Here is an 11,373-nt window from a genome sequence, read left to right as displayed (position 1 = left end):
ACATCGGCAACGCCTATGATCTGACCACCAAGCGATATCTCCGATCCTCTGAGACAATTGGGGTATCCGCTACCGTCCAACCTTTCATGATGTTCTCCAACCATGCGGACCACTGCCGGGCTCACTTTTAACTGATGAAGGACATCTACGCCAACCTGGACATGTGTTTTGACCAACTCATATTCCTGGGGAGATAGCTTTCCGGGCTTGGATATAAAACCCTGTGGTATCGCCTGTTTACCAATGTCGTGAAGGTAGCCGGCCAGCTTTATCTTTTCAATCTCACCTGGCAGAACGCCAAGCCTTTGGGCGATCCGGGCAGCTAGTTCGGATACCATGATACAGTGTTCTTTTGTGTACAGATCACTTAGTCCGATAAGAAGCAGTACAGTATTCTTAACGATCTCATCAGTGTCTGAATTAAATATTGAATAGTTATCAGTGTTCATTTCCCCAATACCTCTGTATACCATGAAGGAAGAGACCAGCTTAAGGCGTGGGAATTAATATCTACAAAAATTCACTTAAAATTTTAAGGATTTTTCCTGGTGCTATAATGTGAGGCTGATTTTTCTGATTGCTGCTTGATGAACTTGTTGTTCTGGCTCATCTCTTCCTGGGATATTGACGTTCTGTATGATTTGACAAGAAACAGACTACGCCAGTCATGATAATGTTGACAGTCACGCCATCGTCAGAAAAGGGAAGGTTTAAGGCACAATAGTCAAGATAGTCTTTCTTCGACCAGATGAATTGCCCCCTGTAGAGGTAAGGTATTTTATTCTCAAGCATCCAGTTATATCGCTCGATTACTCCAGACATGACAGGAAGCTCATCAAGATATCTTCCCGTATAATCCTCCCCTACACCAGTGACTGTTTCGGAACCGACCAGTCGATACTTGTATCTTCCGGTCTCGGGCTCTATATCAACCATAGAGATATGTGTCAGCAGTCCAGGAACATCAATGGGATCAAAATCCGTTCGGCTTGGCATGGGTTTTGACCCCCTGATTTTGTCCCAGTAGGAAAACAGTTCTTTATGGACATCATATTCCAAGTCGGATAGCTGAACGGGGGCTTTAAACATTGGAAAAAAGATACCTTTACTATTATTCATGCCCCATTTTACTTTAGGGATCTATTGATATAGGAACGCGAATCCAAACAGACCTGACAGTATAATATCATTCCCTAATAATAGAAAATCCTCTCAAGATTGCTGCTGCCCTTCACACCCCCACTGCGGCCTTCTCCGAAACCGAGAGATATGGTGTAGGCGGGTCAGGTCGACTCTGGAAAGAGGTAAACCATAGCGGCCATTATGATATCAACAGTTTCTCCGTCGTCGGAAAAAGGGAACGTTATAGACCGATATTCAAGGAAGTTTTTTTCCGACCATTCAACGTTGCCTTGGTAGTAATAGGGGATCTTGTTTTCAACGATCCAATTGCAACGTTCCACAACTCGGGAAATGACGGGAATACTATCTACATATTGACCTGTGGGATCTGCACCCAAGGCTTGTACTGTTTCCGATCCAAGCAGCCGGATCAGATACCGACCTGTAGCTTGCTCTACATTCACCATGAGGATATGTTTCAACACATTTGGCACCTCTGTCGGCTCGAAATCCTTCCGGCGTGGCATAGATCGAGTGCCCCTAATCTTGTTCCAATATTGAAACAGCTCCTTATGAACATCGTGTTTAAGATCTGAAAACTCTACGGGATACATAAACATAGATTTTTCCCCCTGTCCGACGCCCCACCATTTCCAACACAATGTGTGCTAGTTATGCGGGATTGTTATACATCATAGTTATACATGAGACTTTTTAACTCAATTTACCACATGAATCTACTGTTGTTAGATAAGAAGTGCACTTTTATTTAGTAAATAATTTACTTTAGGTATATTATTATAGTCATCTTATGTAAGATAAGATGAAATATTCGCCGTGATAGAAGAAAGTACATCCTGTAATAGTAACTTTGCCTGTCAGACGTGAAGCGAATATATTCAATAAAAATAGAAGAACGCAACTTATCGGGGCCAAATAAAAACTACTCAGGTGGAAACTGACCTGAAGTGGCAGCATTGAGGTGCGACTATTTACATACCTCAGGAAATCACTTGCAGAACTGGTCTGTTTGATGAGTTTTGGGGCGTTGGGGATATATCGATCCTTATCCAAATTTAGAGTGCATATTTTTCCTGTACATCCTTTTAAGTACTGGAAGTTATATGCGTGTTTTTAACGTGGTTTTGGTTCGTATCTTGGGGAGATGTTGGCCAATGGTAAGGAATTATGTTGCGAAGGTTCTTTCGGGTTTATTTTATGAACAGATCACCTCGACGGTGCCACCACCGGGATCAAAGGAAGTCGAGCATGTTCCCTTGGCTCCGACGATCGAGCAGAAACTTTGCGCCATATTGGAAACAGTTTCCTCTCCAACAGCGGGAAGGGTTCAACTTTTAGGTCTTGGACCACTGAAAGAGAGGTTGGGGGAGGCTTGGCCAAAACTTGAGTGTAAGGTTCTTAGCTTTTTGGAGCAGATTATCGCGAGGAGATTGGGAGACGAGGATGTATTTTTCTCACGTAGTAGTGACGAACATATTATCGTTTTTGCTCGACTATCTGAAAATGAAGCAAAGCTTGTCTGCGCCAAAATACTGGAAGAACTGACCCGAAAGTTCCTGGGCCAGGCTGACACCAGGGAAATTATTGTCCAAACGGCCGTCGGGAAACTCGATGGGAACCTGGTTTTCCAATCAACGACATTAGATGAACTGCTCACTTCGGATGTTTTTGACGATATTTCATGTCAAAATGTCACTAGTGAAAACTCTTGTTGTGTAGCTGACAGAGAAGGGCACGCGTTACTTTCACAATTGGACCGAAAATTCTCAATTAGCTACATTCCAATCTGGGACTCGAAACATGAAGTTATTTCCACCTATGGTCTGAGCTGTCGGCCAATTCGGCAGATGCCTATTAGTTCTGGAGGCTATGCCACTGTAAACAAATTTCTGAAAGGCAAGGATCTCGTTTCTCTCGATTATTATTTATTTGAGGCGTGTCACAATACACTTCAGGAATTTCATGAAAATAACTTCAGGGCGATTTTTTCCATTCCGCTCCGCTACGAAACGGTAGTCTCTTCTGAACGTCTAAAGGCTTACATTCAGCTTTGCTCTCAAATACCAGATCACTGGCAACGCTATCTCACTTTTGCCCTGGTGGATTTTCCGCCCGGGATTCCCGCTGCAAAACTGACAGCAATAACCTCGATGTTGAAACGTTATTGTCGCGCGGTAGTTTTAATATGTACCGATATTGTCTCTCGTGATGTTCAATTCTATAGAGAATGTGGCTTAAAAGGTATGACGGTAATCGTGAGCTACAAAGAGAATGCGGCTGATACTTATTGGGAAAAGTTGGAGAATATGGTTGCATCTTGCAAGAAGAATGGATTGGAAACAGCCGCCTTTTCCGTCTCAACGAGCGACGATCTATTTCTGGCACGCCAGGTGGGGTTTAAATATATATCCGGGCAAGTCCTAAGCAATGAAATCCCAACCCCGGGCCATATGGTGCGTTTTCCATGGAAGGAATTTAGTGCGGGAAGAAAGCCAAGTTTCTAATCACCTGACTGAGTTATGTCCAACTAGTTGGGCGGTTTCGAGGACATGTTAAGCCACAGTCTGCATCTTTACTCGGTTCTAAATTTACGCTGCAAGACTGAGAAAATCTGAGTATGGGTTCAGTTGGAGGCGTGCCCTTGCAATCAATCATATGGAAAATATCTTTATATTCCAGTGGGTTACATTTTCCATATTTGGGTGGAAATATAAATACTCAATAAAATCAATGCGTTAAGTTTATAGGTTCAAATCATACGCAACCAACGAAATAAATCCCCCACCTTTATTTTTGCCCGACAAAGTAACTAGACGATTGGAACTGTCCAGTCTTTATAGTTGGTGAACTGCACATTGATATCAGCATGCACCATACTTTTGAGGGGAGTAGTGGGCGCTCAGAGTTCCTAATTTCCGACACATATATTCAATTATGACGGGGAACTCCATGACTAATAACCAAACTCGTCCGGATCGAAGTATTCTTGATCCCCAGACACGCGCAGTTGTCGAAATGCTGGAAAAAGATCCTTTTCTGGATTTATCCATGACGCCTGCTGAAATGCGTCTCACCTTTGACAGATTTTACGAGCGGATCGGGTACCCTGATTTGCCTGTTGCTCATGTGGAGGACCTGGAGGTGCCTGGCAAAGCAGGCCCCATCGCCGTCCGCCTGTATTATCCATTGGATGGTCCGGAGGAAAAGTTGCCGGCATGTGTTTTCTATCATGGCGGCGGTATGATGATGGGAAGCATTGGCGCCTATGACGGCTTGTGTCGCCGACTTTGCGCCAAATCCGGAGCTATTGTCATCTCTTCCTCCTACCGGCTGGCGCCGGAGAATAAATTTCCGGCAGCGGCTGAGGACGCTATCGCTGTTTTTGAGTGGGTGTATGAAAACGCAGGCCGCGATGCTGCGTTGCAGATGCGATAGCGCACAGGAGAAGTCGTTCAGACTACCGGACGAATACCCCGCACAGTGACGAATTCACCGGGGATACCGTAGCTCCCGTCGCTTTGCTTGTACTCAGCGACAGAGGCCATGAACTCTTGACGAACCCCGTTCCAGTCCTGATCGTCGAACCGTTTGACGGCAAGTGCCACGGGGCCACCAAGCAGAACGGCATCTACGACATCTTTGTCGCATTGGAAGACCAACGTTTCGAACTGACGGTGCTCTAGAATGTTCTCTAGCCCAACGTCTTCAAAGAGCCGCCTAAGTGCATCTGGCGCCCCTGCTCCAAAGAACATCGGGCAGGCTTCAGATGCGACACGGGCGTCGACAATGGGAAAAACTTCCGCCCAGCCACAATTCCGGCGCTCACCCCATACGGTCGCTGCGACTGTGCCTCCGGGAGCTATGACCCGTGCCATCTCAGACACAGCGGCGGCAGGATCGGGCGTATACATCAGCCCGAGCGCGCAAATTGCAGCATCGAAAGTCTCATCGGGTACATCGAGTTTTTCTGCAGGCATGCGTCTTGCCTCTATATTCGCATCGGGACTTCTGTCCAAGCGGCTCTGTAAGTCGTCAATCATACCCTGCGAAAGATCGGTCGCAAGAACCTGCCCCCCCCGCTCCGACCTCTTCGGAAAGCCGCAAGGTGACCAGCCCGCTACCGCAGGCCGTTTCAACCACCGTTTGTCCGGACTTGACCTGGGCCATTTCTAGCAGCCGATCATGGGCAGGACGCAGCTGGGCCTCCCAGGCCGTGTGGTAATGGGCCGCTGCCGCATCCCAGCCATAGCGCTGGACGCGAAGTTGAAGCCGGGCATCCATCACGCAATCTCCTTCGTGATCGAGATCGTGGTGCTGACCGGCTGCGCATCCCGGTAGGCGAGGAACCATGGATCGTTGGCAAGTGCCCGGCTGACCATTTCACCGACCTTCTCCTCGGGTTCGGAGCTCCTGATCTCAATGGCGATCCGCGTATCGTTTGGCACAGGGCTCGCTCCCTCCATGGCGAGCACCCCGCGATTGTCCCAGTCCTGCTCGATCCCAATGCGCACGGTGTCGAGGTGCAGGTTTTCCCGCACCGCGGTCATCTTGATCCCGATCGCGAGACAGCCGCAAATCGCGGCACGTCCAAAATAGCCTGGCGACGGCCCTTCATCGCTTCCCCCAATTGTGCCGGGCATGTCGAGGGTAAGTCGGTGGCCAGCCTGCTCATAAGTGCAGCATAGACCAGCCCGAACTTCGGCGGATCCACGATTGACCACCTGAGCGCGTTCCGGGCGCTGTGTGAATATGGAAATCGCGCGCAGTTGCGCCTCTCTGGCACGACGGTTCAGGTTCATCGTTTTTTCTCCAACCGGTTTTAAAAGCCTTGAGTTTGGCCGAACCGCCTGTGTTGACGTTCCGGCCAAACCGTCATTCATCCCGCGGCCATGGCCTTGATGTCATCGGCGCTTGGCGTATTGCCGCCAATCCCCCAATGACCGCTGCGCACTTCCTTGACCCGGACCCAGGTCACCGGGCGCATGTTCTCGCCTTCGACTTCGACCATCGCATCGGTCACTTTCTCGATCATTTTTGCCTTCTGTTCGTCGTCGAAAACGCCTTCAATCACTTCGATATCCACCAGCGGCATGGTTTGCCTCCTTTGCTTCCAACTTTGGTGAAACGAAGCTTGCACCGGTCACTTGCGCCAAACCAGTTCTGCAAATGCAGTAAATCCACTATAGTTTCTGAAGTAGACTGTTCCGGCCCGAAATGTTTTCCTTGAGGTGGAGGTACCGCAATGTCAGATTCGAATTACCCGAGATTTTGCCCTGTCGCGATGGCCGCCAGCCTGTTGGAGCCGCGCTGGACCATGCTCGTGCTGTGCGAAATGTGGTCCGGCTCGACCCGTTTCAGTGAAATCCAGCGGGGTGTTCCGGGGATGTCACCTGGTCTGCTGTCCAAGCGTTTGAAAGAGATGGAAGCCAACGGCCTCCTCATCCGCCGTGGCAGTGGTCCTGGCGCACATGCTGAGTATTTGACAACCCCGCTCGCAGATGAGCTCGAGCCGCTGATCCGCGGTCTCGGAGAATGGGCGCACCGCAACATCGACTGCGAAACGTCACTTCAAGACCTCGATGCCCGAATGCTGATGTGGAATATCCGCAGAAAAATCGATCTGTTGCAGTTGCCGAAACGAAAAAGCGTCATCCAATTCATTCTCAACGACACACCGAACGAAACGGCGAATTACTGGCTCGTGGCAAAGCCAGGCGAAGAAACTGATCTCTGCTACACTGACCCTAAGTTCGACGTTGATCTTTTTGTCGTATGTGAACTCTGTGCGCTGACATCGGCCTGGATGGGGCACTCGACATTCGAAGAAGAAATTGACGGTGGGCGAATTAGCTTGACCGGACACGATCTGATGCAACGGACTTTGACAAGGTGGCTTATGCGGAGCAGCTATGCCGAGGTTCAGTAGCGCTCCCGATTTGAGCAACGCAGAGCCGCCAATTAGTAGCTCGGGTCTGGGACAAACCGTTTGGTGCAAATTCCACGCTACCCTTGGTTCAAATTGAGTGGAAGGCCGGATACAATGCCGGTTTTGTCCGCAAAGCCGACTTTGCTCTTGCGCGCTACTTCCGCATTATCCTGCCTTTGCGCGCCGTTGCACTACTACGCCTTCTAGGCTGTTGCTACTGACCCTTTAACGGTCTTCTTGATTGGTTCCGTAATCCAATGCGGGGCCGCCAATGACCGTCCACACATTCAAATCTGAAGCTCTCGCCCGTGGCGCGCGCATGCTCAGGACTGTGCTCGGGGCCGACGTCGCAGCATGGCTCGAAGACTCTGCGGTTGTCGAGGTCATGCTCAATCCCGACGGCTGCTTGTGGGTCGACCGGCTGAGCGAAGGCCTCGCCGACACGGGTGAAGTGCTTTCCGCCGCTGACTGTGAGCGTATCGTCCGTTTGGTCGCGCTACTCGCTGGCAGCGCGCTCATCGAAATTTGAGGCACATATCCCAATAGGATATTGTAAACGGATAATAGAGACATTGTCTGAGCAAATATTCGGTTTAGAGGGGAGACACGAGGATGAACGAAAACAAAGTGACAAACGAGCTTGAGCTTATGACTATGATCGTGGTTGCCGAGCAAAATAATTACTGGTTAAGATTTACGGCCTTTTCTGCCTTAACCGCTGGGATGGTGGTGGCTACTATTGCAGTCGCGAATGCATTGTATATTGGTTATATGGGGCTGGTACTTTCGGTATTTTGGATGTCTGTCCAGTGGGCGAGCTACAATTATGTGCTTCACTATGATGAAATTTGGGAGCCTCAAATTGAGGAGTTGGGTTTCCGTCGTCCGGAGGAGTTTTGGGCAAAGCTCCCTCGCACGACGTTCATTGGAGCATTGACCGCTACGTCGAGCATGGTGTTCTGGATGGCTTTCATCTGCAAACTTGTATAGCTGAGTATCGTGCTTTAGGTTTCGCGCCTGATAACCAGAGTGGTGCAGGTTGTTGGGTTGAATGCAATGGTTGCTCCATAAACTGGATTCGCTGTGTATGCTGATACAGCCGGAACTGGATCCGTTCACGAAGAAGTCGAGGCAGTGATGTTAGATTTGCCCGAAGCACCGTTAGAGGGGCTAGTCAAGTTGATGTATTGTTTCCGTATCGCATCGATCATTTAGACAACGGTTGTTAAGTTCAAGGTGCCGGAGCCAACTGACTGCATCAGTGATTGCGTGCCCTCGCAACCACTATAAACGATACTTTCCGTTGACCGGAATAGATGTTTAAACTTCTTGCGGCAATTCAATCTTTATAAATTTAGTCTCTCTCGAGTAGTTGCAAAAGTTTGCAAATTTCGCAAAGAAGTGCAAAACCTAGTTGGATGTATATGGATCAAACAAAGTATGACCGGCCACGCCAAAGATAATCTGCGGGACGAAAGCGGGCAGGAAGAGTCCCGTCAGTGGCTTATGCAGGGGTTTGTACGGGCTAAGCTCAGTGTGCCGCGGCAGAATATCGCCCTGGTCTGCCGACCGCATCTTCTTGCACGACTGGATGAGGCTAGCGAGCGTTCCCTGGTATTGGTAGTGGCGACCGCCGGTTTCGGCAAGACCACACTTCTCGATCAATGGCGGCAGCGAACTCTGGAAAAAGGCGGCAAAGTCGGCTGGCTTTCCCTAGATGAACAGGACGATGATCCGCTTCAGCTTCTCACCTATGTCGTCTTTGCCCTGGCTCATGCTGGGATTGACATGGGCCGTCTCGAACATCTTGCTGAACAGGGTATCACCGGGATTTCGCCGCGCAATGTGCTAGGGTCGATTCTACAGTGCATTGCCGATCACAGCGGCCAAGTAGTCCTGATTCTTGATGACTATCACAGGATTGACAACAGGGAAGTTGACCAGGTGCTTGGCGATCTGGTGGCAGGTGCGCCGGAAAATTTCTGCCTGGTCATCAACACCCGTGTCAGACCAGCGCTAAACATGCCGGTTTTTCTGGCCAGTGGCCAGGCGATGGAACTCGGGGCGGAGGAACTCCGTTTCAGCCGGGAGGAAACTCGTGCCGCCCTATCGGATACCCTACCGGAGGAAACACTGGATCTCCTGTTTAGCAGGACCGAAGGCTGGCCGGTGGCGATTCAGCTTGCCCGTCTGCTGATGATGGGAGAAGGCAACGACCCCGCCGCGCTGAGCCAATTTCACGGCGGCAGCGGCCATATCGCTACCTACCTGACCGATCAGGTTGTGGCGACACTACCTGACGACGTGCAGGCCTTTCTGATGCAGACCTCCATTCTAGAGCGATTCAATGCTTCCCTTGCGGACGTGGTGACGGACAGGAAAGACAGCTGGAAGATACTGAAGGCTCTGGAGCCGCTGCAGGCGCTGATCCTGCCGCTCGACGACCGGCACTACTGGTTTCGTTATCATCATCTTTTTGCAGATTGCCTACAGGAACTTTTGAGAAATAGTTTCGGCCCGGCAGACATTGCGGAGCTTCATGCCCGCGCCAGCTGCTGGTACGAAAAAGAAGGAGATATTGTCGAGGCGGTCCGCCATGCGCGGCTTGCCGGCGATTTTGACCGTTGCGCCCGGCTGATTGAGGACGCTGGCGGCTGGGAACTGATCCTGTTTGGCGGTATCAGTTATCTCAGGAGCCTGTTGCGCAATATTCCCGACAGCGAGGTGAGGCACTACCCCAGAGTAGTGACCGCAAAATCCTACCTGGCGCTTAAAGACGGCAACCTCCGGGATGCGAGGGACTGGTATGAGAAAGCCGTTGCTGCCGCTGCCGGGGATGGTCGAGTGCAGACTAATTGGGGGGGGCTGAATCGCGATCTTCTAAATGTGGGAATTCTGCTTTACACTTATGAAGACAGGCTCGGCGAACTGGAAGACACGGTCATGCGGCCAGAGGTGGTGGCGACGGTACCGCAGACGGATGGTCTGACCCTGGCGATTATCTGCTGCTGCCGCATCATGTATTGCCTGAGCATTGGCGAATTTGAACGGGCGGAAGAGCAATGCCGGCTGGCGATGCGGGCGATGCGAGCCGCAAATACCCTGCTAGGCCTGAATTACGTCTACCTTCATGCGGGGCTTACCGCCTGTTACCAGGGAAAGATGAAATTGGCGGAGGCAAACTTCTGGGAAGCCCGGCAGATGGCTGAGGATAATTTCGGTGCTGATAGCGGCCTCAAGGCGCTGGCAGATATTCTGCTGGGTGCGCTGATGTACTGGCGGGATTGTTTCACCGGTCCCAAGCAGGTCGGGGCGTTTGTCACCGCTTTTGAACATGTGGTTCAGTTCGACGCCTGGCTCGATATTTTCGCCACCGGACTGGAGGTGGGGGCAGCCTATGACCGCTATGACTCCATGAACGGTCACAAGATTGATGCAGTCACCCGCTGTGACAGTGTTGCGAGGGAAAGGGGGATAGAGCGGCTTATGGTGATGGTGCGGGCGCACAGGATCTCGGAAGCCGTAGCGGCGAGCCGGGGGCATGATCCGGTGACAGTGCGGGAGGCGAGCCTGCTTGAAGCCGAGTTTCCCATGGGTTGCTGGCGAGACAAGATTTCGACCTGGCTTCCCTATCAGAGTGTGGCCAACGCGCTTGCAGACTATTATGCCCAGGTTGACCGGTCCAAGGCCATTGCCTGGCTCGGCGATCAGATCGCCTGCGGTCGTCATGTGCGGGGCTGGCTTTTCGTCATTCGTACCCTTGTCCGCCGGGCGCTGATGCTGGAACAAGCGGGCGACCGTACTGCGGCACTCAGGGATCTTTCCGAAGCAGTCGAGCTTGCTACTGGGGAACAACTGGTGAAGCCATTCTCCGAGGATGTCTCGCTTGCTCCGTTGCTGCGCGCCCTGCAGAAGAAAGGGCGCGAGGAGGCGATGGATCCGTTGACCCGGAATTTTATCACCAGTTGCCTCGAAAAACAGAATGATAGCCGGCTTATCCTGGAAGGGGAGGACGCCGAAATTCTCAGTCCCCGCGAACGGGAAGTGATCAGGGAACTGAGTCATGACCTTTCCAACAAGGAAATTGCCCGGGCTCTCGACATGACCGAACATACCGTCAAGTTCCATCTCAAGAATATATTTAAGAAACTGGGTGTGGAGCGCCGCGCCCAAGCGGTAGAAGTGGCTCGTTTGCGTAATATTATTACCTGAACCTACCCATTTAACCTACAGGACCTGTAAGGCCTGTCGTTTGCGCCTATCCTTTTTTGTCGCCCTCCTATACCGCGTGCAGCTTGAAGAAG

At 50.9% G+C, this 11,373-nt stretch carries 11 protein-coding genes and 1 pseudogene; 6 read left to right on the top strand and 6 right to left on the bottom strand.

The genetic code is table 11. The features are described 5' to 3' along the window. The 3 genes from FIV46_RS09400 to FIV46_RS09390 form a co-directional block, all read right to left on the bottom strand. Window positions 1-449, bottom strand: a 449-nt coding sequence (locus tag FIV46_RS09400; protein ID WP_181163157.1) for an HD-GYP domain-containing protein, incomplete at its 3' end; no start/stop codon positions are given. 157 nt (window positions 450-606) lie between these two features. After that, window positions 607-1,119, bottom strand: a complete 513-nt coding sequence (locus tag FIV46_RS09395; RefSeq protein WP_139940665.1) for a PAS domain-containing protein — start codon at window positions 1,117-1,119, stop codon at window positions 607-609. A gap of 164 nt (window positions 1,120-1,283) precedes the next feature. Further along, the gene (locus FIV46_RS09390) at window positions 1,284-1,736 is read right to left on the bottom strand and encodes a PAS domain-containing protein (RefSeq protein ID WP_281280515.1); all 453 of its coding nucleotides are present in this window, start codon (window positions 1,734-1,736) and stop codon (window positions 1,284-1,286) included. Window positions 1,737-2,297: 561 nt separating this feature from the next. On the opposite strand from FIV46_RS09390, the gene FIV46_RS09385 reads away from it, so the two are divergent. Both FIV46_RS09385 and FIV46_RS09380 read left to right on the top strand, forming a co-directional pair. Continuing rightward, entirely contained in the window at window positions 2,298-3,647 is a 1,350-nt protein-coding gene (locus FIV46_RS09385; protein ID WP_139940663.1) for a hypothetical protein, read from the top strand. A 445-nt stretch (window positions 3,648-4,092) separates the two neighbouring features. After that, the gene (locus FIV46_RS09380; protein ID WP_181163156.1) at window positions 4,093-4,578 is read left to right on the top strand and encodes an alpha/beta hydrolase fold domain-containing protein; all 486 of its coding nucleotides are present in this window, start codon (window positions 4,093-4,095) and stop codon (window positions 4,576-4,578) included. A 17-nt stretch (window positions 4,579-4,595) separates the two neighbouring features. Here the strand turns inward: FIV46_RS09380 and FIV46_RS09375 are convergent, their stop codons facing one another. From FIV46_RS09375 to FIV46_RS09365, 3 genes are all read right to left on the bottom strand, one after another. Next, entirely contained in the window at window positions 4,596-5,279 is a 684-nt protein-coding gene (locus tag FIV46_RS09375; protein ID WP_139940661.1) for a class I SAM-dependent methyltransferase, read from the bottom strand. Between the two features lie 144 nt (window positions 5,280-5,423). Next, window positions 5,424-5,942 (bottom strand): OsmC family protein, encoded by a 519-nt coding sequence (locus tag FIV46_RS09370; RefSeq protein ID WP_181163154.1) that lies wholly within the window; start codon window positions 5,940-5,942, stop codon window positions 5,424-5,426. A 77-nt stretch (window positions 5,943-6,019) separates the two neighbouring features. Next, entirely contained in the window at window positions 6,020-6,235 is a 216-nt protein-coding gene (locus tag FIV46_RS09365) for a tautomerase family protein (RefSeq protein ID WP_139940659.1), read from the bottom strand. A 150-nt stretch (window positions 6,236-6,385) separates the two neighbouring features. On the opposite strand from FIV46_RS09365, the gene FIV46_RS09360 reads away from it, so the two are divergent. The 4 genes and pseudogenes from FIV46_RS09360 to FIV46_RS09345 all read left to right on the top strand — a co-directional run bounded on the left by FIV46_RS09360 (window position 6,386) and on the right by FIV46_RS09345 (window position 11,281). Then, window positions 6,386-7,069, top strand: coding sequence for a winged helix-turn-helix transcriptional regulator (locus FIV46_RS09360; protein ID WP_139940658.1), 684 nt, complete (start codon window positions 6,386-6,388; stop codon window positions 7,067-7,069). A 271-nt stretch (window positions 7,070-7,340) separates the two neighbouring features. Beyond that, a pseudogene (locus FIV46_RS09355) lies at window positions 7,341-7,580 on the top strand (P-type conjugative transfer ATPase TrbB); the annotation flags it as partial. Between the two features lie 101 nt (window positions 7,581-7,681). After that, window positions 7,682-8,059, top strand: coding sequence for a hypothetical protein (locus tag FIV46_RS09350; protein ID WP_139940657.1), 378 nt, complete (start codon window positions 7,682-7,684; stop codon window positions 8,057-8,059). A gap of 450 nt (window positions 8,060-8,509) precedes the next feature. Then, window positions 8,510-11,281, top strand: a complete 2,772-nt coding sequence (locus FIV46_RS09345; protein ID WP_139940656.1) for a helix-turn-helix transcriptional regulator — start codon at window positions 8,510-8,512, stop codon at window positions 11,279-11,281. Window positions 11,282-11,373 lie beyond the last annotated feature (92 nt).

The organism is Emcibacter nanhaiensis (genome assembly GCF_006385175.1).
Classification (GTDB): Bacteria; Pseudomonadota; Alphaproteobacteria; order Sphingomonadales; family Emcibacteraceae; genus Emcibacter; species Emcibacter nanhaiensis.
The sequence above is the reverse complement of the archived record's forward strand: the minus strand, read 5'-3'. Positions and strand labels throughout refer to the sequence as shown.